The sequence below is a fragment of the Methanobrevibacter sp. genome (assembly GCF_045646205.1).
Lineage (GTDB): Archaea > Methanobacteriota > Methanobacteria > Methanobacteriales > Methanobacteriaceae > Methanocatella.
Map to the genome: position 1 here is coordinate 33,006 of NZ_JAZRKF010000001.1, position 24,033 is coordinate 57,038.

The 24,033-nt window shown below is 33.7% G+C and carries 42 protein-coding genes; 3 read left to right on the plus strand and 39 right to left on the minus strand.

Going from position 1 to position 24,033, the window contains the following annotated elements:
• Positions 1–82: 82 nt before the first annotated feature.
• The 25 genes from ACKI44_RS00120 to ACKI44_RS00240 all read right to left on the minus strand — a co-directional run bounded on the left by ACKI44_RS00120 (position 83) and on the right by ACKI44_RS00240 (position 11,345).
• Positions 83–1,669: a phage portal protein gene (locus tag ACKI44_RS00120; RefSeq protein WP_407420686.1), complete on the minus strand. Its 1,587-nt coding sequence runs from the start codon at positions 1,667–1,669 to the stop codon at positions 83–85.
• Between the two features lie 23 nt (positions 1,670–1,692).
• The gene (locus ACKI44_RS00125; RefSeq protein ID WP_407420687.1) at positions 1,693–3,165 is read right to left on the minus strand and encodes a terminase large subunit; all 1,473 of its coding nucleotides are present in this window, start codon (positions 3,163–3,165) and stop codon (positions 1,693–1,695) included.
• 4 nt (positions 3,166–3,169) lie between these two features.
• The gene (locus ACKI44_RS00130; RefSeq protein WP_407420688.1) at positions 3,170–3,808 is read right to left on the minus strand and encodes a hypothetical protein; all 639 of its coding nucleotides are present in this window, start codon (positions 3,806–3,808) and stop codon (positions 3,170–3,172) included.
• A gap of 3 nt (positions 3,809–3,811) precedes the next feature.
• A complete protein-coding gene (locus ACKI44_RS00135) occupies positions 3,812–4,156 on the minus strand; it encodes a hypothetical protein (RefSeq protein WP_407420689.1) in 345 nt (114 codons plus the stop codon).
• Positions 4,143–4,478, minus strand: a complete 336-nt coding sequence (locus tag ACKI44_RS00140) for a hypothetical protein (protein ID WP_407420690.1) — start codon at positions 4,476–4,478, stop codon at positions 4,143–4,145. The genes ACKI44_RS00135 and ACKI44_RS00140 overlap by 14 nt, the downstream gene beginning before the upstream one ends.
• 351 nt (positions 4,479–4,829) lie before the next feature.
• Positions 4,830–4,988: a hypothetical protein gene (locus ACKI44_RS00145; RefSeq protein ID WP_407420691.1), complete on the minus strand. Its 159-nt coding sequence runs from the start codon at positions 4,986–4,988 to the stop codon at positions 4,830–4,832.
• Positions 4,989–5,318: 330 nt separating this feature from the next.
• Positions 5,319–5,627 carry a hypothetical protein gene (locus tag ACKI44_RS00150; RefSeq protein WP_407420692.1) on the minus strand — a complete coding sequence of 103 codons (309 nt, stop codon included), beginning with the start codon at positions 5,625–5,627 and terminating at the stop codon, positions 5,319–5,321.
• Positions 5,628–5,712: 85 nt separating this feature from the next.
• Positions 5,713–6,027 (minus strand): hypothetical protein, encoded by a 315-nt coding sequence (locus ACKI44_RS00155; RefSeq protein ID WP_407420693.1) that lies wholly within the window; start codon positions 6,025–6,027, stop codon positions 5,713–5,715.
• Positions 6,028–6,030: 3 nt separating this feature from the next.
• Positions 6,031–6,270, minus strand: a complete 240-nt coding sequence (locus ACKI44_RS00160; RefSeq protein WP_407420694.1) for a hypothetical protein — start codon at positions 6,268–6,270, stop codon at positions 6,031–6,033.
• A complete protein-coding gene (locus ACKI44_RS00165) occupies positions 6,267–6,440 on the minus strand; it encodes a hypothetical protein (protein ID WP_407420695.1) in 174 nt (57 codons plus the stop codon). The genes ACKI44_RS00160 and ACKI44_RS00165 overlap by 4 nt, the downstream gene beginning before the upstream one ends.
• Complete coding sequence (locus tag ACKI44_RS00170) at positions 6,433–6,789, minus strand: ASCH domain-containing protein (RefSeq protein ID WP_407420696.1); 357 nt, start codon at positions 6,787–6,789, stop codon at positions 6,433–6,435. The genes ACKI44_RS00165 and ACKI44_RS00170 overlap by 8 nt, the downstream gene beginning before the upstream one ends.
• Positions 6,776–6,985 (minus strand): hypothetical protein, encoded by a 210-nt coding sequence (locus ACKI44_RS00175; RefSeq protein WP_407420697.1) that lies wholly within the window; start codon positions 6,983–6,985, stop codon positions 6,776–6,778. Before ACKI44_RS00175 ends, ACKI44_RS00170 begins: the two co-directional genes overlap by 14 nt.
• A 19-nt stretch (positions 6,986–7,004) precedes the next feature.
• A complete protein-coding gene (locus tag ACKI44_RS00180) occupies positions 7,005–7,238 on the minus strand; it encodes a hypothetical protein (protein ID WP_407420698.1) in 234 nt (77 codons plus the stop codon).
• Positions 7,235–7,405, minus strand: a complete 171-nt coding sequence (locus ACKI44_RS00185; RefSeq protein WP_407420699.1) for a hypothetical protein — start codon at positions 7,403–7,405, stop codon at positions 7,235–7,237. The genes ACKI44_RS00180 and ACKI44_RS00185 overlap by 4 nt, the downstream gene beginning before the upstream one ends.
• Before the next feature lie 210 nt (positions 7,406–7,615).
• Positions 7,616–7,810, minus strand: a complete 195-nt coding sequence (locus ACKI44_RS00190; protein WP_407420700.1) for a hypothetical protein — start codon at positions 7,808–7,810, stop codon at positions 7,616–7,618.
• A 17-nt stretch (positions 7,811–7,827) separates the two neighbouring features.
• Entirely contained in the window at positions 7,828–8,091 is a 264-nt protein-coding gene (locus ACKI44_RS00195; protein ID WP_407420701.1) for a hypothetical protein, read from the minus strand.
• A gap of 3 nt (positions 8,092–8,094) precedes the next feature.
• A complete protein-coding gene (locus ACKI44_RS00200; RefSeq protein WP_407420702.1) occupies positions 8,095–8,316 on the minus strand; it encodes a hypothetical protein in 222 nt (73 codons plus the stop codon).
• 3 nt (positions 8,317–8,319) lie between these two features.
• Complete coding sequence (locus ACKI44_RS00205; protein ID WP_407420703.1) at positions 8,320–8,592, minus strand: hypothetical protein; 273 nt, start codon at positions 8,590–8,592, stop codon at positions 8,320–8,322.
• Between the two features lie 4 nt (positions 8,593–8,596).
• Entirely contained in the window at positions 8,597–8,857 is a 261-nt protein-coding gene (locus ACKI44_RS00210; protein ID WP_407420704.1) for a hypothetical protein, read from the minus strand.
• Between the two features lie 228 nt (positions 8,858–9,085).
• On the minus strand, positions 9,086–9,487 hold the full coding sequence (locus ACKI44_RS00215; protein WP_407420705.1) for a hypothetical protein: 402 nt from the start codon (positions 9,485–9,487) through the stop codon (positions 9,086–9,088).
• Positions 9,484–9,756 (minus strand): hypothetical protein, encoded by a 273-nt coding sequence (locus ACKI44_RS00220; protein WP_407420706.1) that lies wholly within the window; start codon positions 9,754–9,756, stop codon positions 9,484–9,486. The genes ACKI44_RS00215 and ACKI44_RS00220 overlap by 4 nt, the downstream gene beginning before the upstream one ends.
• Positions 9,753–10,433, minus strand: coding sequence for an ERF family protein (locus tag ACKI44_RS00225; protein WP_407420707.1), 681 nt, complete (start codon positions 10,431–10,433; stop codon positions 9,753–9,755). Before ACKI44_RS00225 ends, ACKI44_RS00220 begins: the two co-directional genes overlap by 4 nt.
• Complete coding sequence (locus tag ACKI44_RS00230; protein WP_407420708.1) at positions 10,430–10,654, minus strand: hypothetical protein; 225 nt, start codon at positions 10,652–10,654, stop codon at positions 10,430–10,432. Before ACKI44_RS00230 ends, ACKI44_RS00225 begins: the two co-directional genes overlap by 4 nt.
• The gene (locus tag ACKI44_RS00235; protein WP_407420709.1) at positions 10,651–10,956 is read right to left on the minus strand and encodes a hypothetical protein; all 306 of its coding nucleotides are present in this window, start codon (positions 10,954–10,956) and stop codon (positions 10,651–10,653) included. The genes ACKI44_RS00230 and ACKI44_RS00235 overlap by 4 nt, the downstream gene beginning before the upstream one ends.
• Positions 10,953–11,345, minus strand: a complete 393-nt coding sequence (locus tag ACKI44_RS00240) for a hypothetical protein (RefSeq protein WP_407420710.1) — start codon at positions 11,343–11,345, stop codon at positions 10,953–10,955. The genes ACKI44_RS00235 and ACKI44_RS00240 overlap by 4 nt, the downstream gene beginning before the upstream one ends.
• 349 nt (positions 11,346–11,694) lie before the next feature.
• Here ACKI44_RS00240 and ACKI44_RS00245 point away from each other — a divergent pair, with 349 nt between their 5' ends.
• Positions 11,695–11,868 (plus strand): AbrB/MazE/SpoVT family DNA-binding domain-containing protein, encoded by a 174-nt coding sequence (locus ACKI44_RS00245; RefSeq protein WP_407420711.1) that lies wholly within the window; start codon positions 11,695–11,697, stop codon positions 11,866–11,868.
• A gap of 258 nt (positions 11,869–12,126) precedes the next feature.
• Here the strand turns inward: ACKI44_RS00245 and ACKI44_RS00250 are convergent, their stop codons facing one another.
• From ACKI44_RS00250 to ACKI44_RS00265, 4 genes are all read right to left on the minus strand, one after another.
• Positions 12,127–12,609 carry a hypothetical protein gene (locus ACKI44_RS00250; RefSeq protein WP_407420712.1) on the minus strand — a complete coding sequence of 161 codons (483 nt, stop codon included), beginning with the start codon at positions 12,607–12,609 and terminating at the stop codon, positions 12,127–12,129.
• A gap of 12 nt (positions 12,610–12,621) precedes the next feature.
• Positions 12,622–12,897 (minus strand): hypothetical protein, encoded by a 276-nt coding sequence (locus ACKI44_RS00255; RefSeq protein ID WP_407420713.1) that lies wholly within the window; start codon positions 12,895–12,897, stop codon positions 12,622–12,624.
• 2 nt (positions 12,898–12,899) lie between these two features.
• Positions 12,900–13,052: a hypothetical protein gene (locus tag ACKI44_RS00260; protein WP_407420714.1), complete on the minus strand. Its 153-nt coding sequence runs from the start codon at positions 13,050–13,052 to the stop codon at positions 12,900–12,902.
• A gap of 184 nt (positions 13,053–13,236) precedes the next feature.
• Positions 13,237–14,442, minus strand: coding sequence for a hypothetical protein (locus ACKI44_RS00265; RefSeq protein WP_407420715.1), 1,206 nt, complete (start codon positions 14,440–14,442; stop codon positions 13,237–13,239).
• A 189-nt stretch (positions 14,443–14,631) separates the two neighbouring features.
• Here ACKI44_RS00265 and ACKI44_RS00270 point away from each other — a divergent pair, with 189 nt between their 5' ends.
• Complete coding sequence (locus tag ACKI44_RS00270) at positions 14,632–15,120, plus strand: multiprotein bridging factor aMBF1 (RefSeq protein WP_407420716.1); 489 nt, start codon at positions 14,632–14,634, stop codon at positions 15,118–15,120.
• Here the strand turns inward: ACKI44_RS00270 and ACKI44_RS00275 are convergent, their stop codons facing one another.
• The 10 genes from ACKI44_RS00275 to ACKI44_RS00320 form a co-directional block, all read right to left on the minus strand.
• On the minus strand, positions 15,121–15,552 hold the full coding sequence (locus ACKI44_RS00275; RefSeq protein ID WP_407420717.1) for a DUF356 domain-containing protein: 432 nt from the start codon (positions 15,550–15,552) through the stop codon (positions 15,121–15,123).
• A 39-nt stretch (positions 15,553–15,591) separates the two neighbouring features.
• Entirely contained in the window at positions 15,592–16,806 is a 1,215-nt protein-coding gene (locus ACKI44_RS00280) for a hypothetical protein (RefSeq protein ID WP_407420718.1), read from the minus strand.
• Positions 16,807–16,862: 56 nt separating this feature from the next.
• Positions 16,863–17,303: a hypothetical protein gene (locus ACKI44_RS00285; protein WP_407420719.1), complete on the minus strand. Its 441-nt coding sequence runs from the start codon at positions 17,301–17,303 to the stop codon at positions 16,863–16,865.
• Positions 17,304–17,381: 78 nt separating this feature from the next.
• Positions 17,382–18,803, minus strand: coding sequence for a Mur ligase family protein (locus ACKI44_RS00290; protein WP_407420720.1), 1,422 nt, complete (start codon positions 18,801–18,803; stop codon positions 17,382–17,384).
• Positions 18,804–18,827: 24 nt separating this feature from the next.
• Complete coding sequence (locus ACKI44_RS00295) at positions 18,828–19,898, minus strand: glycosyltransferase family 4 protein (protein ID WP_407420721.1); 1,071 nt, start codon at positions 19,896–19,898, stop codon at positions 18,828–18,830.
• Positions 19,899–19,960: 62 nt separating this feature from the next.
• Positions 19,961–21,058 carry an acetyl-CoA carboxylase biotin carboxylase subunit family protein gene (locus ACKI44_RS00300; RefSeq protein WP_407420722.1) on the minus strand — a complete coding sequence of 366 codons (1,098 nt, stop codon included), beginning with the start codon at positions 21,056–21,058 and terminating at the stop codon, positions 19,961–19,963.
• Entirely contained in the window at positions 21,055–21,513 is a 459-nt protein-coding gene (locus tag ACKI44_RS00305; protein WP_407420723.1) for a hydrogenase 3 maturation endopeptidase HyCI, read from the minus strand. Before ACKI44_RS00305 ends, ACKI44_RS00300 begins: the two co-directional genes overlap by 4 nt.
• Positions 21,514–21,579: 66 nt before the next feature.
• Entirely contained in the window at positions 21,580–22,347 is a 768-nt protein-coding gene (locus ACKI44_RS00310; RefSeq protein ID WP_407420724.1) for a methyltransferase domain-containing protein, read from the minus strand.
• A 17-nt stretch (positions 22,348–22,364) separates the two neighbouring features.
• On the minus strand, positions 22,365–22,811 hold the full coding sequence (gene nikR / locus ACKI44_RS00315) for a nickel-responsive transcriptional regulator NikR (protein ID WP_407420725.1): 447 nt from the start codon (positions 22,809–22,811) through the stop codon (positions 22,365–22,367).
• Between the two features lie 115 nt (positions 22,812–22,926).
• On the minus strand, positions 22,927–23,403 hold the full coding sequence (locus ACKI44_RS00320) for a hypothetical protein (protein ID WP_407420726.1): 477 nt from the start codon (positions 23,401–23,403) through the stop codon (positions 22,927–22,929).
• A gap of 65 nt (positions 23,404–23,468) precedes the next feature.
• Here ACKI44_RS00320 and ACKI44_RS00325 point away from each other — a divergent pair, with 65 nt between their 5' ends.
• Complete coding sequence (locus tag ACKI44_RS00325) at positions 23,469–24,023, plus strand: DUF2115 domain-containing protein (RefSeq protein ID WP_407420727.1); 555 nt, start codon at positions 23,469–23,471, stop codon at positions 24,021–24,023.
• Positions 24,024–24,033: the final 10 nt, after the last annotated feature.

Below are 24,033 nucleotides of genomic sequence, written 5' to 3' on the forward strand. Positions count from 1 at the left end.
TTGTAGTTCATCTTCATACATGTACTGTATGATATTCTCCATTTTCGCAGCGAATAGACTGTGATTGATGTGTGTGATTGTTTTATTCAGGTTCATCGTCTATATCCTCATCATCTAAATCATCATCTTGCCAGAGATTACCATCCAAAGCCTTCAAAATAGACTTTTCTTCCAAGTAACTATTCTGCTCCGATTGATTGAAAACCTGCTCCAACGGGACATTATTAATGAATCTACTGTTTAAATAAGCATCATCCGGGTCATCAACAGCCAAACCGAATTCATCACCAAAATTATTAATCAAATCCATAATAGTCATAGCACCACGTGCAAATAAGAAGTCAGCTAACTCTTTACGTGGACTATGGTCAATTGGATCCACATCATTAATAACAAACTTCCAACTAGTCACTTCTAATTCAGCAGCTATCTGATTTATCATGGATTCAACTTCAGTTTTGATTGGTGCGATAGTACCATACTTATAGGATGCTTTAGTGACTTCAGAATTAGTACCATTTAAATTGCCACTGTCAAAAATACCTAAACGTGAAGGGTCAACCTGGTGAGCGTGTATTACTTCATCACGTATGTCTTTTTTCATCATTCTGAAAGAGCCTTCTTTAACGTCAACACTTAATTGAGTGATTTTAATTTCTACATCTCCGTCTACTCCTTCAGATGGTACTGTAATACAAATAGCTGAATGTGGATTGCGTATTACTTCTTTTACTTGCTGTGATATTTGGTATCTTAAAGTTTGTTTTTCATCATAATCGGGATTGAGAATTTCACGTCCATCATCGTCTTTTATATATTTCTCTTCCTCGTAATCTTGGAAATCTCCAGTTACTGTGACTGCGAATGCTGGCATACCATAATTCTGGAAAAAAGTAGTATTATAACGTACCGCAGCTAAATCAGATTGTATGGATGGTAATGTAGCTATAATTGGTGGTCTACCATAATAATTTGTTCCTGGAGCATACTCCATAGTCCATAATAATTCATTAGCTTTTTCTTCCATGCTTAAACTATTATATGGATGGAATTCACCTGTCTTCATATGAACATCAACTGGATTTCCATCATCATCGTAATTTTTACCATATAGCACATACCAGACTTTTTTTCCTGTATCATCTGTGTATAATACTCTTTTCATGTCTGTATGGCGGCGTAATGTGTGTGATGGTATGTGTTTTAAACGTGTTATAGGTGATTTACTAGTGGATTCTCTTATTACTTCCATTGCACCATAGCCTATGCTTCTACGGTCATAAATCATACGGTGAATGTGAATATTAATTGAAGGCTTACTATTATCTAATACTTCAGTGAATCTTATTTTCTCACTTTCAACTTCATCTCTTCCTTCAATAGGTTTCAATGTGTAGTCTACACCACTGGCGTCTGTTGCAACAGCATCCACACAATCAGCATGATAACTATACAAATCCAATAATTCAATCAAATTATAAGGATTATATTTCGGGTCAATGACTGTTATTCCATGAGCATAGTGATCACTAGGTGTTTGTTTACTACCCGTAGTAGGGTCAACATCTGCTTTTATAGCATATTTACCCATTTCAATTTCGTTTATAACATCTTTAACGTCACCAGTAGTTTCATCTACTGTTACTATCCATGATTCTGATTTAGCCATCTCATTCATCTCCATTTTTTATTTTAATATGCGTGTACTTTAGCTCTTCTACGTTTCCAATGACGGGCAGAACCAGTTGCTACATCAGTAATATTATCCTGGCCTCCTTCCTCACCAGTGAATTCAACTAATTCATCAACCACCATGTCAAAAATATCTTCTGAAATACGTACTTTATCCGCCTCTGCTAATGCTTGGAGGTCAAAACTACGTGTTAATTTATCACCATAATCCCTTACTCTATCCGGCCTTATACTATAACCTTTGAATTCTTTTCTACGTGATAAGTTATTGATTAAAACTTTAGGTGATGCTCCAGGTTCTTGCTCTATTTTAACACGTGTACTTTTACCATCACGTAATGTAGTGTCTAGGAAGTATTTTTCAACTTGCAATGGTGTTAATCCTTTGTGTAAGAGTTTTCTCATGTACATGTATTCACCATCCCATGCAGTATATAATGCTGCTGTAGGGTCTCCGTCCTCACCTGAAGCTCCAAGGTCCCAGTATCTTAGTGTAGGTAATTTTTCAATGAGTTTATCCATTTTTTTAGGTGACATTTTACTGTTGCGGAACCATTTTCTGAAAAATACATTTCCTTCTGGTTCACGTGGGTTTCCTTGATATACTGCGTTGAATCTGAAACTACCCATTTCTTCTTTGATGTCTTGGAGTTCTTCTAATGGTTTTTGTTCTGGCCATAATGGTTCTCCAGGAGCTCTTCCTAATGGGTCGTTTTCTTCTGCAATAGATGGTAAGTTTAGGATTACCCATGTTCCATAAGGCACATCATCGTTTTCTTCCTCTATTATTCGCATAGCTTCTTGATAGGTTATGTGGGGTTCATTGGGTACACGTTTGTCTCCTTCTTTTTTGTATAATATTTGGCCTGCTAGGTCGTCAATGTTGAGTCTTTGCCAGATGCCTATTACCCAGGGCTTCTGACCGCCTTCAATATCTGCATTTAAACGGGTTTTAGCTTCTGTAAACCACCAATCGTTTAGTTCTTTTTGGTGTGTTTTTGAGCGTGCTTTTTTGAAACCTTTGGTTGGGTCGTCTATGATGAAACCGTTTGCACCTTCACCTAGAATGGATCCACCTACACCTGCTGTGACAAGACCACCTTTATGATCCTTAATGTTCCATGTATGAGCAGCTTTACTGTCTTCAGCCAGTACTATGGGAACTTCAAATGCATCTTTTCCTATATATTCAAGGAGGTTACGTACTCTACGACCCCATTTACGACTGAAATTAGCACTATGAGTTGTAAGTATTACCTGTTTATCGGGAAAACACCCTAGGAACCATGTTAAAAAATAGTAACTTATTAACTCTGATTTACCGTGTCTTGGAGGCATGAACACCATTAAACGTGATATCCTTCCCTCTATTACATAATGTAATAGCTTAACCACTAGTAATAAGTGTATGAATGGTTTCCAAGCTCCTCTGCTTACGAGTTGTGCGAATTCATCGATAGTTAATGGTTCCATTGCTCTAGTCTTCTTTTCCTAATTTTTTGTTTATTCTTTCAGACAGTTTTCCGGATAATATTTTTTCCTGGAATTCATCCATATCTCTTTGAAAATCAGTTTTAACTTCAGCTTCAGCATCCAATTTACCTTCGAATTCAACTTTACTCTTTTTAACATCATCACCTTTGTCTTTAACTTGAGAATCTTGCAGACCATTGTGAGCTGTAACATAATCTTTGGTTTGTGTACCGTTAATTTCATCAGCATCAAGTTTATCTTCTAGTTTATCACGAATCTTCTGCATAATCCTCTTTTTTTGCTTATATTGTTCTAGAAAATCCTCATCATCAATAGCATCCAACTGTTTTATACGATAATCCTTAATGTATTTCTCTTTTAAGTCTCTACGATAAATCCAAAGATGTGCTGTAGCTACACTTACAATTGTCCTTTTAGAATAGGGTTCATAGATTAAAGTTACCCCTAGGAAAACATCTCCCTTATGTATCCCAGATATATCCCTTGCAAAATGGGCAACTGTTCCACCATGTCTACAAAATAAGTCGAATATAAAATGGTGTTTATTTTTTTCAATGGGTGTTTGTTGGTCCCATTCGGGGTAGGTTAGGTTTTCTTTTTTCAAAGGAGGTATTGTTGCCATAGGTTATCCCTTTTCTAGTTCGTTTAAGTGTTTTAGCACTAGTTCTTCTGCTATTTCTTCGGCTTTTTCGTTTATTGTTTTATCGATTGTTTCTAGTTCTTCTTTTTTCTTTTTTTCAGCCCATTTGTCTATTATTATTACGATTATTATTGCTATTATTATGCTTAGTACTCCTAGTTGTAGTTCTACGTCGCTGAATCCTCTGTTGGTCATTCTGGTGTTTAGTCCTGTTATGATTAGGCCTATTCCGCTGCTGACTAGGGTTGTTGTTGTGACTGTTTTTGCGAAGTTTTTGATCCATATTGTTTTTCGGTATGGTATTTTTTCTGTTAGTTTAGGTGATGTCATCGTTATCACCACAGGTTTCACATTCGCATTCGGCTGTTACTTTTTGTAGGCCGAAGTGTTTTACTCCATATTGGATATAGTCTTCGATTGTGATTTCATTTTTTTTAAAGAAGTTGTTTGTGTATTTCATATCTATATATGATAATACGATTCCTATGATTAATCCTAAGCCTTGCATTATTTCTGTTTCTTGACCGGTTAAATCAATACCAAAATGCAATAATAGCATTTTAATTAACCATGGTGTAGTGTATCCTGCAATCAATAATCCTATTGTTTTAAAAATAGAACTTCCATTTCCAATATAATTTGTATCACTCATTCTTATCACCTAAAAACATTATATTCTTTTTTTGTGGATTGGAGATGGGAGGATTCAAACCCCCAATGATGAAAGACTTATAAACATCACATCAAAATGCAACGAAAAACGAAAATGACCTACAAAAAAAAATAAATGTCTTCTTTTTAAACATCCCCTATTTATTATATTTAAAAGATGAAAATGTGCAATATGATTAATATTTTTTTTAATTCAATAATTTAAGGGAGTAAATTTTAATGATTCCTACGTTATGGCAGTCTAAAAAAACTACTTTGAGTTAAACTAATCGACAAAGCTTGTAATTGTAATGTGCAACATAATTTGACTATGAAAATGTCAATTTTACTTTTAAAAATTTAACCAGAAATAATTCATACGCAATACCTTACCACAATGACGGCAGAAGACTTCATCATGGATATGGTCATATAACGCATCGTGTTTTTTGCATTCTCTGCAATAAATTTCCATGGATTTAAAATTTTTATATTTATCATGATTACACATTTTTCATCTTCATTATACACTCTCATACAATAGAAAACCTTTTAAAAATAAGAAAAAAAGAGAGTTTAATAGTATTATTTAATTCTTAAACGTATTAACTCCCGTTCAACTGTCTGTTTTTCAGATTTGAAATTAGTATCCGCATGAGGCCCTAACGTACCCGTACCCAATCCATATCTGCGAACACTATTATGACCCCACTCCTTTTTATGTCCATGATAATACTTATGTGAAGCATTACGCCATTGCTGTTTCAGTGCAACATTTTTACACTCCTCCGAACAATAGGCTTGCTTATTAGCTTTTTTCTTAAACTCTTTCCCACAAGCTTTACACACCGCCATTCCTTCCTGCCTTTACCTTTTCAAATTCATCTAAATGTTCACACACATACTCAAAAGCAATACTAGAAAAAATATCTGCACTAAATTTAAATCTACTAATAGGTTCATAGAACACATTAGTATGTGGATCATAATGCGTATCCTCTAATAAGTATTCAATATATCTTTTCAAAACGGTTACACGTACACTTATTCCTGAATCATCCAATAAGTTTAATGTTTTTGCTAGTATTTTACTTTTCCATGAGTTCAATACACTTTGCTTCTCATAAGATTTCCAGTCGTTAAATAACATTAAGGCAACTCCATATTCATTAAATATTCAAGGATATAAATTATCACAATTATTACTATTCATACTATAAGAATTTCAATTAAATTCATACTTCACCATCCAGTTTAACATCATCAGCAATCTCATTAATTAAATGGTAATGCTTTTGATAAAATTTATTTAATAATTCAAATGCTCCAGCTTTTTCACAGTCTTCAGCCGTGCCTGAACTAGTGAACTCTTCCCATTTACATTGGCAGTGTGTGCCAATATTAAATAATTCATTTGCATAATGTTGTAATTGGTTTAATTGTTCTCGGCTAATAGTATAACCGAATGCTTCATTTAAAGCTTTTTCTGCTGCTTCCTTGCCCAGGTTTTTATTCCTGTTTTGTTCAAGTAACTCTTCCATTATAGTCATACTTCAGCACTCCCCATAACTTTCATGCTCCACATATTTCTTTTGATGGTCTAATTCTTTTTTCAATTTAACATTTTTCTCAGACAATTTCATTAATGCACGACTCAATTTCCTATTCTCTTGATCATACTTATTCAATAGTGTTTCACATGAAAAAATATCATGAACTACTCCAGTACGATTATCTCTTACAAAATCATGTTTATAACCAATATGTGCCTCATAACGCTCTTCTTTAGTCATTCATTCAAACCCCCATCCCATACAACATCATTCCATAATTCCTTATAATTTTCTTCTAATTTATTAATAGACATCTGTTGCTCATTCAACAAATCACATGCCTTATTTAAATCCAAATACTCTCCAGTCTCCTCATTTTGAATATAATACTCATTCACAACTTTAAACATCTCCACCATCCCCGGTTACTAATTCCGTGAACCCATCCATAATAAACCTGTAATAATACAAACGACTACTATTATCCAGAGCAGGATAAATCTCCAGTAATGCTTTTTTCAAATCATTTACATTAGTGAACCCTTCACGATTAGCATCATCCATGTTAAGATCCTTGAAATATTTGTACCCCACATCAGTAATAGTGACAAATATTTTATCAGATATACCTGGAAATATGCATACTGCAAAGTCACCTGGACTTACATCCACCCTCCCTGAAGGCGTTCTTAAAGTTTGAGTTTTAACTCCACTACGAATTAGTGGATAAAACTCTTTTTTAAATTTAATCGCTACCATCATCTATCTCCTCCCGTACTTCTGGTTCTAATGGAACATACTCATCACAAGCAGCAACACATGCCTGCGCAATATGTAAACTCATATCAGAGTTTCCAGTGTCTATTTTGATAATTGTAGCACTTATTTCTCTATTATACACTCTCAATGAAGTTGTTTCCATATCTTCAATATTTTCAACTAGGTTTCCTTTCATGTCTAAAATTACATATTGTTCAATCATTTTCTTCATATTCATCCCTCATTTTTTTTAATCCATTTCCATTTAATGTTCTTTCAAGGTCTTTTAAAATAAGATCATACTTATCTTTTCTTAGAGTTAGTAATGGACCATTATCCACAGCTATTTTCTGCACTAATTGTAATGATCTCAACTTATTTTGGATTTGCAACTCCGTTAAAATATCAGATAATACTTTTTCAAGCTGGTCAAATTCCTTATTATTCATTCTATTATCCCCATTGCTAACATCAAAGCATAAGCTTTTAAGTCTTTTTCAGTTAACTCTTCACCATTATTCATTTTTCTAACAACAGGAATCTCATCAATAGTTGCTGTGCCTTCCTTTTGTTTTTGGAAAAATTCATCAATGTATTGATCTGTTTTATCCTTCATTTTTCATGCCTCCGGATCACATTCATTGTTTTCAGTATTCTGTAAAAGACATTCTAAACATTCGTTACAATATCCCTCTCCAAGAATACACCAATTAAAATCACTTTCAGTCATTTTCAACACCTTCATTATATGCTTCCTGTAAAGCTTCCATTACTTTTAAAAACTCATCAGCATCAGGAAAAATATAAACTCCACTATTATTTTCATTCATTTTTTCACCACTTTTTTCTTACATTTCGGACAAATCTGAAACTCTTGCAAACATTTAAAATAAACCGGTTCATAAAACCAATAGTTACTAAGTTTTGCACCACAAAAAGGACATCTCGGCCTAACAGCTTCCTTTATTATTTCATCAAATCCCTTTGTGATTTGTTCTAATCTTTTATCAGATTCATCCATTTTGACTAACTCCTTTTTTAAAAATCTAAAATTTCATTTAAATCAATCATTAACCTACAGTTGCTGTGCATATAATTATCACCAAATACTTCAGGATTATAACCACCCAACCTACGTAAGAGTATCTTTTTTTGGTCTTCTGTTGCTTTACTAATATCCAACTCAGCAAAACCACAATGATTAAGATACCATCCATCAGGATAATTATCTTTTAAAACATGCTGTGCAGTTGATTCTAAAAATTTTATTTCATCAGATAATTCATCTATAGTAACCGGCATTGTTTATACTCCGTAACCTTGCTTTTTAGCATATTCAACCACATCACGACTCCACCCATAATTACACCAGGAGATATGATCTTTATACTTAGAAGAAAACAAACCTGCTCTAAGAAATGCTTTATTAAAACTTAAACCTTCATCCAGGAATGGTTTAATCTGCTGGAATAATTGTCTTGTTTCCTCCAAACGTTCACTAGTGGACTGACTAATAACAGTAATCATATTTTAGTACCCCACTTCAATTACTTCCTTGACCTTAGCTGAAGCATAAACAATATCATCTCCAGCATGATCTTCATTCAAAATTTCTACATTTACCCTTGCGCAGCGTGGTATATCATTCATGAAACAGCCACACATACAATCATATTCTTTTTCGGATGTTGTTAGGAAGATTACATCTCCTGGTTTTAATTGTTGTATGTTTTCTGCCCAGACTGTGTATTCACCGTCTTTGAATGTTTTTTCCTCTTGTTGAAAGTCATCTAATGTGCACATACATTTAAGCCTCCTTTATAACTAAATCAATACTCAGAACATGATTTAAATTGATAAACATTGCATACTCTTTTTTAGAGAATATGACAATTGCATCTTCAAAAAATAAAATCTCTTCCATGAGAGATAAATCTAGAGTATCGTCTTGACCTTTCATATCCCAAATATTAAGGAAGTATTCGGTATCTTTTTCACCCACACTTAACAGTAAATAATAGACTGCTTCGGATTTGCCTAATTTTTCTTCTTTTTTGGTTAAAATCATTTTTAATCCCTTCTTGTTGAAATATTAACATTGTTATATTTTATCATTGTTTGATAAAGAAATAATAAATAAATAATAAATAATAATAATTTCCTCTCTAAAAAAACGAATAATAAGTCAAGTATGTATTTGTATGTATAATACAGATAAATACATACTCTACTCACGAGAGCCTCGCAAGATACACTTGAAACAGACCCTAAAGACAATACATACTTGTATGTATCATTATGCAAAATTAACAAAAGCAACATCCTCCTGCTCCAAAATATCCCTAATCTTACTAAAAGAAACCTTCTGTTTCTTACACTCACGCTCCAACATATTCAAACCAATAACACCTTTACGTTCATAAATGTTCCTGGCCCAAGATAAAACCTCTTTAATATTAGAAGCCTCACCTTCCAAAGCAGAACGTTTCTTACGAATATCACATAATTTATCTTCCTTAATCTCCAATTCATCATGTAATTTCGCAATCTCCTTCATAAGCTTAGACTCTTCCGTTTCAGCATGCAAATCAATACTCAACAACTCATTCATACGTCCACTGAAATTAGGATAACTGATTTTAGCCAAATCGACTAAATCAGTATCCAAAGTGAGAGTAACTTTCGTCTTATTACTCATACACTCACCTCATTAACAATGATTTCACTTTTTGGATCATCAAACCATAACTTATCATGCAATAACAAACCATGCTCCATGACATACTTTTTACATGCAGCAATATGCTTGCAATAAGCATGCCTGAACAGATGATGCGGACAATCACAAATCCATCCTTTGTAAATATTCCAATCTACAGTATATTTTCCAGTTTCACCTTGCACCAGGAAAGATAAACCAAATCTGTAACGACTTACTGATAAAATAGTAATATTGGAGGAACTCATTTAGAAGCACCTTCCTTATTGAAATATTCATTTACAAAATCGTATATGAGATTTAACTCTTTTTTATTGAACTTATCGATTTTCTGTATTTGTTTTTTCACAGCATACGCTGTTATTTCTTCATTGGATAATCCTTTCTTGTGAAGTGTAGTTAATGCCTTGTCAAGTAGTTCCTGTAGATTTAAATCTCTTGGTTCAGTATCTTCTTTTTTAACTGGTTTTTTAGGTTCTTTTTTAGTGTTTTTCTTACGTGCTGAGCTAGCATTATTATCATCAGCATCCACACTATCTTTATCAGATAATGCAGGGAATGCTAATTTTAATAGATACCTTTGCAAATAAGTAACATTAGCACCTAATGTTTGAATCAATTTATTATTCGGATTTCCCTGTTCAACAATCAATTCAGGAAACGTTATTCTATAGACAAGATACTCCTTTGGATTATCTAAATCAACAAGTCTCAAAATTCCAACATCATCAGAGTAGGGAAATTCTAGTGCCACACGTTGTTTATAACATAATTGACTGACTGGTTCAATCATGTCCTCTAATTCATGATAGTAGAAGTCTTTATGTTTGTTATAACCAGATTTTGGTATATTCATACCAAATAAAGTCATGTTTACTTCCATTACTTTTTCATGAATATTCATTGTTCTTGAATCAGAACTCATATTATCATCCCCATTCTTTGCCATGCATTTGCTTCAGTACTGAAAGCAAAACCAAACCTTATACTAAGCAAAATTAATAAGATGAAAACCATTATAATAACTAGGATTGGAGAAATCCCCTTAAGGATTTCTTCCAAATGTTCATTGTCATGTTTATGTGGATCATCTATTGGATGTAAATCATGCACAGGTTCATGTTTATTCCTTTTGAATATACTCATACAATCCCTCCTTCAACAATAGCCTGGTAAGCTTCCACGTGATTAGGGAGTTCAATAAAATTAAATGATTTATGAGTCCAGCAACCTTTAGTATTACGGTACCTTCCATCAAGAACATTATATTCCACACCTAAACGGGATAATTGGTCTGCTACAAAACCAGTATCTTTTTTATGAACTTCGATTCCATGAAATGTTTTGTCTGATCCAAAAGGATTATTGTACCATGGCCTGTCGGTGCATGTGACAAGTATTCCTTTTTCATAGAATAAACCTTGCACTTGTGATTCTACACAGCTCATACCGTCACCTCTTCCAGGAACCTAGGATTTTTAATAAGCTCCTGAATGATAGTATTACTATTCATACCAGGAAGTTTCTTAAAAAACCTGTCTATTTCAACATCAGAAAGCACATCTCTGAAACTGTAAAATTTAAAACTAGCTTCATACACGTGGAGTGTGCCTTTTTGTTCATGTTTTTTCTTTTCAATAGCCCAACATATATCAAAACAAGTTTCATCAAGCTCTTCCAATTGTGTTAAATCATGTAAGCTGCATTCTTGTATTTCAGGAATAATGCTGAAGTTGCGAGGTAGAATATCATGATAACCTATTCTACCCATGTCAGCAGCCATTTTTTTCTGGAGTTCTTCTTTTTTATGAGTTACTCCAGTGTACATGCGTTCCAATTGAGGTAGTCTTATATGTTCGTATCTACCTTTCATTGTGGATCAACTCCATTGATTTCCTGGAGTTTGACGTATCCAAGGTAGAGCGTGTCTACAGCTTCTTGAGTCAACTCTGAGGGGTTGACTTTTATTTTTGTTAAATATTCATCAAACTTTGTCATTTTAATTCAACCATTGGATTTTTGAAAGTGTTTTTGAGCTGCCACTCAAATTTTTACTTCCTTGATTATAATGTTAGTTTATCTAATATATAAAAGTATCTATTTAGGTATTTATTTAAATAAATATCTTTATTAATACCTTTTTATAAATATTAATATAAAGAATAACAAATATGGAGGTTATGATAATGTTTAATTATACATCAAAAATTAATTATGCCAACCCCCAAACTAAATCATTAAAAGTAGGGTTACCTAAAGAAATTGTGAAAGTACTTGACGTACAACCTGGAGACATAATGGACTGGCAAGTTGATGTCACTGATGGTAAAATTACTGTAATAGCTAAAAAATTAGAATAAACCTTTTTTATTATTTTTTTAAAAATAGAAACACCATTTTTAAATATAGCCTTCGCTAATGCGTGGTATGGTACGACCTCTCCTTGAGGACTATTTAAATAACTAATAGTTAGTTTTAAATAGTTTTTACATCTAATATTAAAATAGGTTATGAATTCAACCATTGGTAACCCCATGGGTTTTCTTGTTTTTATAACCTAGTGGGTGAGAAGCTGCCACTTCTACGACCCCACTTATTATTATAAAAACCATATTTCATTATTTTTTCCAAATTAATTTACCATCTGCATCATATACTGCATTAATCTCTTTTGCATCATCATTTAAACCTACCTGATGGCCTCCAGTCCAAGTGAAGCTGAAGTTTTTATCTACAGGCATATTAAAAGCAAATGTCCCTTTATCTTTAGACAATCCACCTATTTTTTGTCCAAGTACATTATTTATATCTACATCATCACCAGATTCATACTGATTTCCATAGATAAACATTTGATTAAACATTGGACTAAATTCAGCCATCTTACTTTCCGCTTCATAAGGGAAGTAAAATGCATCATCATAGGCATCTATACCTGAAAAGTAGTTTGCTTTCCCTGGTGCTGAATCAAATGAATAGTATGTGAAATTATAACTTTCATTTACATAGATCCTTTCAGGAGCTTTTGAAGCACTTACTGTAGCGATAACACATATACATGTTAATAATGTAATTAGTAGTAGTATTATTTTTTTATCCATTTTTTTCAACCTTCATTTTTTTTCAATTTTCATTCCAGCAAAAAAATATTTCTCTAATATCTTTTCAGCTTTTTTATCAGTTTCCCTCCAAGTAATAGATGTATTACCTTTATCGTTTTCTTTAGAGTATAATAAATGACTAATAAACTCTAATGGATTTAAAACCAAATCATCACAATGCTTCTTAAATCCATTTATATTTAGGAATGTTTTCTTATGTTTTAAACATTCGGCAGTATTTCCATCAATTATATTGAAGAAAACACAATTATCATGTCTGTAAGTCATCTTTAATCACCGAGATTACACTCTTCCATATAAGCTTCTAAAAAAACAGTGCAATGATCTGTGGAGACTATTCTTAAACTAAATACTTCGCCTCCACTAAGTAAAATATTTACATTATCATCAAACTTTTTCAAATCTTTTACTGTAATCGTCATATGGTACTCCTTTTTTGTATAGTATTTATTTTATCTGATAATGTTTATAAATATTTCTATTCATAAAATAAAGCATTAAATAAGCCTTTGTTTAATAAAATAAAATAAAATATAGTTATTTGTTCACCACTAAAAAATGAAACACAATGTGTTTTGAAAATTAGTGTTCAACAAAAACATAATATTATAGTAGTTTGTTAAGTTTACCCAAACGGTCCTCACCAATATTTTCCATGATCAATTTCTCAAGATTATCCTGCCTAGACTTAATATCAGATAACTCATTTTTCAAAACAATATTCTCATTTTCCAACACTTCTTTCTTTTCACTAACAACATCTAACTTTGTACGCACCTTATCAATTTCAGTAACCACTATATACGGTAAGCATTGAATATACTCTTCTTTTAAGTCTTCTGCTTTTACACGAATATATGACTCATGAATAACACTCTTTGGAGTTCTACCCTGCAAAAGATTAATCCTATCTTCACTCATTCCTGCTGCATGCAACTGAGTAGCATGATACCTGCGCATCATATGAATAGTAAACCGGTTATATCTGCCGGCCTTACCCAATCCTAGTTTTTCATTGATTTCATCAAACAAATCACCAATCCATTGGTATGATACATCAAACAGATCATCATTTACATTTACATCTCTGGTTCCAACTACCTCACCTGTTTCATCATAAATTAAAACTCTTCTACTTAAAAGATAATTGTTTATGGATTCGGCAGCTTCCGGACTGCAAAATGTATAATATGGCAAACCCGTTTTTTGACGTGTTAAATCTCTAAAACAAGGTACAATATCAACATTAGATTTATTCATTTCTTTAATAGCTTCCTGGACATTATTGCTATTATGATATTCTTTGGTGGCTTCCAGGTAATCTTTTACTTTTAAGTTCAAGGCGTCACGCCTGCTCATTCCTGAACTTGATGTGAATAATGCGAATGTTTCAACAATCTTAGGTGCTATTTCAAGACATTTCTGTAGCATGTCACGGTCTGGAATGTCTTCAGGAAGTATGGGTATGACTTCAATGTCTTCACTAAAACGTGGTAATTTTGGTATTACGAATTCAAAATGCCTGAATATTGATATTATTAATGTAAGGTATAGTTTAGCTGTTTTTGATTTGTATTTATCATATAGGTAGCTTCTGAATTCTATTAGATATTGTCTTAGTGTGGATTTTCTCCATGGTATTCCTTGATCTTCTTCTGTTTCTGCAATGATTAATATTTCTCCTAAATGTTGTTGGAAGTATAACTCGAATTGATTAACACTTCTTGCATATGATTTTTGTGTGTTAATTGAGGAGTTACGTTCTCTGAATATTTCATTTAGGATTTGGTCTGTAGGTCTCATATTTTTCATTTATATCACTCTTATATACTTTGCTTTTGTGTTAGAGAGCAGTTGAAGAGTAATATTTACTGGTTATTTTTTGGGCTAACATTTAGTAATTTTAAATATTTAAAGTTATTTATTTTAGTTTAATGAAACAAAAATTTATTATTAAAGTTAGATAAAAAATTACATAATTAAATTTAAAAACTGATTAATATGGAATGCGAAATTTGTGGTAAACCCGTAAGTGAAACAAATCCTACAAGAGCAAAAATTGAAGGATCAGTTGTGGTTGTATGTAAGGATTGTGCAAAACTTGGAACAATACAGAAAGCACCTCCAAAACCAAAATTCCAGCAACAAAAGAAAAAAGGAAAAAGAAACGTGCAGCCAAAAAGAAATTACAGAAACGATGAACCTACAGAAGAATTGATAGAAAATTACAATACTGCTGTAAGAAACGCAAGAGAAGCTAAAAACTGGTCTCGAGAAGATTTAGGAAAAAAAATTAATGAAAGAGTTTCTGTTATTAACCGGATTGAATCTGGAAAAATGACTCCTGACAACAAGTTAACAAAAAAATTAGAAAAAGCATTGAACATTACACTGTTCGAAGATGTAAATGATGTTGATTTAAATCAGTTCATGAACAGTTCATCCGGCGAAAGAACGCTCGGAAACATAATGAAAATTAAAAGGAAATAGCTATTCCAAATAGCTATTTAATTTATTATTTTGAATATATCTTTTTTCACCTTTAACAGAGTAATCAATTTTACCAGCATTTAAAGCTCTGTATGATTTATAACCATCCATATCATGGGCAATTGTTAATTTTTCTTTCAATTCAGTATAACCCCTGTATTCCGGACTGACAACAACAATATGTGCCGGAGGATGAATCTGTTTAATTTTTAAAATGCTTAAGGTAGTGTCCTCTTCAACGAAAAATGCAGTAGCAACATTAGAATGGGTTTTAAGTTTTGATTTTAAAATCTGTTCCACCAAAGAATCGGCAAATTCTGCACTTATGACTTTTGGTTTTGTTGATAAAGTCAAACTTCCGTGCCTTTCAATATCTGAAATAGCACTTAATATCTTTGTTTTGTTCTCCCCTCTGATTAAAATTAATGCCATAATAATCTCCTATTTAAAAAAAAATAAAAACGGTGAGATTCACCGATTTTGGAATGATTTCAATAACCTGCTTCTGAATATGACAAGTAAAATCAATACAATACCAACCGCAGTCTGAATACTGCCCAGAATATTCAGGATATTTCCGTCAACAGGTAAATCCCATGCCGGCGCAGACCTGTCTCCCGGAAGTGCAGTATAATAAACTCCAACAGCTTTGGAATCAGGTTTTACATTAATGTCTTTAGGTTCAATGTGATCAACACCCATTAAAAGACCGTTGTTAATACCTTTATTAATTGATCCTGCAATAGCTGATGCATCATATCCGTATTTGTTTACAGAAGCCTGAACTATTTCTTTTGTAGTTGCAGCAATACCAGGTTTACCACTACCGTAGACAGAAACACTGACTGAATTCTCACCGACAGTAAGTGTATTACCTAAAGCCTCATATGCGTAAACGATTTTCAAATCATGCCCACATACAGGACATTTGTCATAATTCTCTGCAGTAGGATAACCGACACCCCAACCACAATCTTCACAAATCTTGGAATAAGGATCATCCATCGGGAATCCCGTGGAATTCATTTCATTAGGAGTAAACATGTCTGAAGTGGATATTCCAGAAACAAGGTTGACTCCACCCCCACCATATCTCTCACCGGAATCACGGGCAACTTCACCTAAAGCCTCGGAAAGAATGGTGGTTGCAGGATATCCGTCCCTAATCATTTTACCAATATTCATTGCAGTTTCTTTACGAACACTGTCTGCAGTACCGTACATAGGGTTTCCATTAGTATTTCTCAAGTGAATAATAGCTCCTTTCTGACCTACAGGCAAAGTAGCTACACCGCTGCTGTATGGAGTTACGGTAATTGAACTGTCACCATCATTTACTGTAATTACGTATGCATCAAATGAACCACCGATTGCAGCACCCATATACGGACCTCCAACTACCAGACGAGCCCCACTATAACTGCTTGCAATAGAAGCTGCAGACGCTGCAGATACATTATTTTCCAAATTGGCAACTGCATCCACAATTGAATCTAACCTAACATCAGAACTACCTGTACCCCCGGAGAGAACTGCGAAATGATTATCTTTAGACATTAAAAATGTTGACTGGAACATGTTTTCTGCAAAAGACATACTTCCTGCAGCTGCCCCATTAGGATCTTGACCGGTAGGGTCAGTAATAACAATAATGTTACAAGTAGCTGCCACACTACTCATAGTCATTAATAATATAATGAAAAAAATAATTGGTATTTTTAATCTCTTCAAATCGTATCCCTCTAAGTATTTTTATCTTGATCTTCTATTTTAACAGACGAAAAGTCTTCAATAACTGTTACAGTAACAATTCCGGTATTTTTATCAACCTGAACATCAGCTGCAGTAATAGGAGTAACTGACGTTCCCGGAACCGTCGACTCTTTAGCAAATTCTTGTGCCGTTTGTATCGCATCCTTCAGCGAAACTTCTCTTTTGGAAGTTTTCAATATGTCGCCATATATTACACTACCGTCACGGAAACCAGCTTGCATAACATTTAATCTTATTGTATCTACTGGAACTATATCATTTCCTTTAACAATGATTCCAGAGATTGGTACACCGTCACCGACCTCATCAGATGAAGCAAATGCGACATATGTAATTAAACGACCACAAAGAATCAAAATAAACGCTAATAATAAAATTATTAATGTGTCTCTTCTAATCTTCATAAACATGTTTTTATCCTCTTAGATATTATTCTTAGGAATAAAAAATCTATACAGTATTATTTTTAATTAATATTATATTTAAATTTATAGAATAGTTTTTAGTAATGATTCGGCAGGGTCCATTCCCTGAGCGCCAATGAGTAAAATTATATCATTTTCACCGGCCAAATCACAGACATGAGTTAAACAATCAATTAAATTGTCAAAATGAGTATAATTTCTGTTATTTTCATCCAAAACATTGAAAAATACTTCCCTTTCTTCGCAAGTAACATAATTCAAATCGTTTACAACATCATTACTGGATGAGAGGAACAGATTGATGTCATCCCTTAAAACGTCGACTAAAGCCTCAACATTCAGCTGGTTAATCTCAACACCCCGTGAACCTCTTATGGCGCACACAACATGGAGTTTCTGATTATCATCCAAAAGCTTTATTGTCTCGTTAATGGTATTTCTGATTCCATCGGGATTATGTGCAAAGTCATCGATGATTAACGGCTTATCATTTAATTTTGCAAAACGTCTGTTGAGTGCCCGGTATGAATTGACTGCATCTTTTATCTGATTTAAATCAATGCCCAAGTTAATGCAGGCCCCCACAGCCGAGAGAATATTTTGAATAAAGTGGCCGCTTGTAAAAGGCAAATCCTCTTTTTCAATGATTAAATCGCCATTGTAAAAGATTCCGTCGTCAAAGTATAAATCGCAGGATTTATCTTTCATGGACCAGTAGAACGGGTTTTCAGAGTCAAGTTTTCTGACCAGTTCATCATCATGATTCATGACAGTTATTCCATCGCCGATAGCTTTTGGAACAGCAGAAATCTCATCGAAAACCTCATCGATTGAATTGACAAGGCCGATATGGTCCATTGCGATGTTTGTTATTACTCCGACTTTCGGATTAAGTGCCTCAGACATTAATGAAGCATGATTTTTCATCAAGTTTCCAAGCCATCCCTGAACCTCAGACACTTCAATTACAAGATAATCCAGCTCACCGTTGGCATTCACCTCATCTGAAATAAGTTTGGAAACCATAGGATCGATTAATGTATTGAATTCGGATTCACTGTCTGTATTTGTAAATGCATTATAACCGGCACTGCCTAGAATATGATAGATTAAATGGGAAGTGGTTGACTTGCCGTTTGTTCCGGTAATGACGATGTTTGTGGAATTTGGAGAGTAATTGTCCACAGTCCATTTCAGTGCATAAGCATTGGCCAGTTCGATTTTTTCTGTAATTATTAATGGAAAATTCAATTCTTCGGCTTTTTCGACTGCGCCATCCTTAGGGTTTTGGGTAATCAGACATGCAATGTCTTTAGCAGATGCGATTTCAATACCCTTGCCGTTAATCCAGTGCCTTATTACAATATCTCCTTTTCCCGCATCATTCAATAAGGTAAATCTTCCAGTGAAATCCTGGTTTAAATAAAAATTATCACTGCCTACAATTTTTGCATTAATTGAATTAGCCAATTCATCAATTTTCATTTCACACACCAAAAATAAAGAAAATTAAAAGAAATACATTTTAGCAACTATACCGATTACACATAACAATACGGTACATGCCCAATATGTCAATATAATTTTAACTTCAGACATGCCATAATGATTTAAAGTGTGGTGTAACGGCTCAACAGGCAATTTAATGATGTGTGCCCTGTGGAGCAGGCTTACAATAACTGATATGATAGGTACGCCCAATGCAAGAACACCAAAGTATGGTATATCACATATTAAAACTGCTGCCGCATAACCTGTACCCAGTACAAATGATCCGGTATCTCCCATAAATATTGAAGCAGGATATTTGTTGAATACTAAAAATCCTAAACATAACGCTGCTAAAACTGCAAATGGAGGTAGAACGTTCATTTGTCCAAAGAGATAACCATAGACACAACATGCAATGGAAGCGATTCCCACGATTCCCGCTGCAAGACCGTCCATACCGTCAATAAGATTAACTGCATTGATGGAACCTAGAATACCTATGATGACAACAGGAATAGCTAAGATACCTAATTGGAATCCGCCCAATGATGTTACAACTCCGGTTAAACCTAAAAATAAACCGATTACAATTTGACAAATAATTTTTTCAAGCTCTTCAGGTTCTGTTTTGATTGGAACTTCACCTACAACCTCAACCTTTCCTTCATCGAGAAGGTTATCTATTTCGGCTTTTGCCTTAGGAGTAGCTACCCTTACCTCTTCCTGAGGCTGGACGTCCAGTCTTCCCAGGGTTATCACTTCATCGGAAACGTTGACAACCACTTTTTGAACCTCTTTAACTTTCAGTCCGATCAAATCATCCACGAGACCTACAATACCTCCGATAAGGATGATGAATGATAAAACTGAAATCTGAGCATGCTGAAAACTGATTGAAATAATCAAAGCAATGGAAAATAAAAATGCAATACCGCCCATAGTTGGCGTGCCGCTTTTATGTCTGTGTTCACTGACGATAGGATTATCTGTAATCCTTGCTTTAAGCAATATTCTTCTAACATACCATGTGAAGAATACCGTTGCAATAAATGCAATTAAAAAAAGAACTATTACTTGCTTTAAAATCATTCCAATCACTACATATATTTTAAACTAATATTTACTTTTTTAATTAATAGTATATAATATTTTCATATATTTAAAACATTAATTAATTCTTCAAGTTCTTTTTTGGATTTTCCACGTATAGTGATTCTTTGATAACCTTCAGGACCGTGGACGATGAAATTATTATTGTCAAAGGATTTTACCGGTTCGTTGATTTCAGGGCCTTCATAATTCCCAATTGGGATTTCAGTGGAATAGAAATATTCTAGTTTATCAAATACGTTTTTTAAGCTGAAATCACCGCAGGCCATGTTGATGAGTTCACATAATGAGTTAACAGAGCATGTTGCTGAAGTCAGATATCTTGTTCCGTTAGGTCTTGTATTAACCTCAATTGCATATAACTGCTTTTCGCTGTGGGAATACATGAAATCCATTTCAAATATGCCGTCTGAGTTTAAGTTTCTTGCCACTTTATATGCAGTCTGCTGGATGAGATTATTGTCCAAGCCGTCAATCATACAAGGTCCCAATTTAACTTTATTCAAGGGATGAGTACCTTCAAGAGTGGTTTCACCTTTATAAATCGGAGAAAGTGCTACAATTTCGCCTCTGAAAGCCAAAACCTCTATGGAGATTTCAGAGCCTTCAATGAACTTTTCACATAAAGCCTGGGAAAACTCTTCAAAATATTCATTAACGTCATCTTTGTTACGGGCGACCTTAATATCCTTTCCGCCCTGACCTTCTCCCTGTTTCAGGACAACCGGAAACTCCATGGTCAAATCGTCAGGACTTTCCAAAATCTGATACTCTGGAGTAGCCACACCAATTTCTGAGTAGAATTCTTTTGTATTGATTTTATTTGAAGTCAATTGAACGGCACGAACGTCAGCTGCAATTACCGGAATGTCATAATCCCTTTCAAGCTCTTCCTTCATCTCAGCCACCTGAATTAAGGGAGGGTCAATTCCAATTAACGGAACAACAGCATCGACATTTTGAGTGATTGCAATTTGTTTTGGACCGTCCATTCCCCTAGGTACGATAAATACCTGATCCGGCAAGTCCAAGTTAATGGCTTCCTCATTCGATTCGGTTAAAATGCTTTCTATGCCTCTTTTTTTAACATAATAGTCAACATCGTCATACAGACGTGACCCTATAAATAAAATCTTCATAATAACTCTCCAAATATTTCAATAATTTCCTCTGCACTTTTTAAAACATTATCAGTTAATTCACCATGAAAGTTCATTAAATTTTCGTCCAAACTGCCTAATGAATCCTGGTCTATTAACTCCATCAGTTCAGGCTCTATACCTATGAACAATACATTATCCTGATTTATAAATTTGACAAAATATGATAGGGACATTGAATGGGTTGAAATTCCAATGTTTGCAAAATCGTTTTCATCCACTATTCTGTAATCTCCCGGGTTTAAACCCATCAGACATGCATCGATTAAAATGACATGTGTGGGATTTTCCATTCTGATTTTTCCTGTAAAATTTTCGGGAACTGTCTGGGCATTAATCAATAAGATATTGTCATTTAAATTTAATTTGTTTAATTCGGATATTATAAATGGTCCTACACCATCATCATATTTCAGTTCATTTCCAATGCCCAAAATAATTAATTTCTCACAATCCTTTAAAAATTCCTTTAAATCATCCTTAAAAGAAATAAAATCACCTTATATCAGTTGGGTTTTTACAGTTTCAATACCCTGTCCCATAATATATTTTAATTTTACATTAATTAAATCATTGCATTTTACATTTGTCTCATCTATTGGAACAAGGAGTGGTGGATTAAACATCGGCGTTGGTCCGCAAACCACATTGTCATTAAGGATAGTGACGGTAGTTATCTTAATCCCGTTGGCGGTGCCATCACTATTAACTTCAAATTCAAGAATGTCTTCAAAATTAGGATTGATTTTCTTTTTAAAATCTATTTTGGAATAGTTTACCGCTTCGGATAAAATTTCATAAGAGGCTCCCTCATCCCAGTGGATGTAATGCCTTTCCATGTTAACCAGCTCGGCAAAATTGATGACGGCATTTGGAATGATAACGCCATCTTCCTTAAGGAATTTCCGGGCATGATTTAACACCTGAACCTCCTCTTCATCAATCAGTGCGGTGTCAAGCATTTCACATACAATCAGATCTGTCTTTTTTAAAAATTCATATTTTAAAACGTCCTCATTAACGACGCTTATGTTATTGAATGTTTTTAGATTTTCTGAAGCGCACATTGATGCTTTTTTGTCAATTTCAATAGCTATTATTTCAGTGAACTTTTCATTTAAAAAATAGGACAATAAACCTGATCCGCATCCCAGGTCATATGCAAGGTCGGTTTTTGAATCGTACTGGCTGATGGCTTCAAAAAAAGCAGATACCCTATCATTATCCTTCAATAAGTCCAAATGATAATGGGTTGTTTGAAATTTCATAAAAAAAATAAAAATATTTAGTGAGTGTGAGGATGTGAATGTCCTTCAGGTTCACTAAATTCTTCTCCGTTTGCAGTACTAGTCAATTTAACGTGCTCTACACCTTTAAGTCTCATTATCTTTTCAGTCAAATCACGTATTTCTGCAATATCTCCATTCACTACAACAATTTCCATACAATATTTATCTGTCATATGTATGTGCATGCTGGTATTTATTTCATTTCTGAAACTGTGTTGAATTTCAGCAAGATTTTCCATTACTCCAGTATAATGATGATCATAGATAATAGTTATAATCCCGATTCTTTCCCCTTCCATTGAGTTCATCCACTGATAACGGACAATATAATCTTGAAGCGCATCACGAATACCCTTTGAACGAGATTGATAACCCCTTTCTTTTAGTACCTCATCGAAATCTGAGAGTAATTTTTTAGGTAATGACATACTTATTCTCATCATAAAAATAACCTTATTTTTTAATCAATATATTATATTTATACATTAACATTATATAAACATTATGAAAAAATAGAAAATTAATAATACTTGAATAATAAATTTTATGTAAAAAATATTATTCAACAAGGAGATAATATTCACCGTCAGATTTATGAATATGCTTTAAAAGACCCTTGTTTTCCAAAGAAAGAATTATATGATACATTCTAAAATTAGTCAGTTTCAAATCACCATAAAGCAGATTACCCTCCAGGATATATTTGGAAACCAGATTCTTGTCATTTACCAAAGTTTTTATAACTTCAAATGATTCCTTTTCTTTCATGTTCAATTCCAGTTCTTCCAAATCCTTTTTGGAATTGACGGTATTGATTTCCTTATCTGATGCCATGAGTTTAACCTTGGAACCGTCAAATTCTATTAATGTTTTATTTGAAAGAGAATTTAAAACCTGAACCAAATTATATTCGTGGAAACTTCCAACACAAAGTTCCTTTTTTAAGGCAGAAATTGGAATATTCCCGTCAAATTCGACATCGAATATTTTGATTTGGTTGAAAACAACCTCCTCTTTTCGGGTAATAGTAATCATATACTTTAATATTTGAATATAATCTTACTTAAATATTATTAACAAAGAAGTGAATATTTAAGAATATGGAAGCGGAAGACATATTGGGTGAACTGAAGGACATCATGCAAAATGATAAAGTCAGCAAAAATGATTTGATGGTGATTTTAAAAAGGTATGCTGGAATAATATCTCCTTTTGACCTGATGAAGGCTACGGCCCTGATGAGAAAGGACGGAGAATATATTCAGCCCCAATACAGAGAAAAATACCTGGAAATCTATGTAAAACATTTCATCATGAGAATGAAGGAAGTTCTCGACAACAACAATGAAATGGATGTGGAAATAGATTTGGAGAAGTTAGACGGTTCATTTCACCTTCTTGAAAAAACATTTGAAAATGAAAAGCTGAATGACGGCGATCTGGAGAACAAGTTTCCGCTGATTTATGTCATCACCTCTCTTTATACCACATTTATCCTTGAAGAGCCTATTCATCCGGTGGGAAGTGAATTTCCGGGAAATTTAAAGGTAACGGAAGAAAAAGGAACTTATTTCTGCCCCGTTAAAGACAATCAAAAGGACAATCCCAATGCGATTTGCCACCTCTGTCTTGCCGAACAGACACCAAATATTTAATAATAACAAG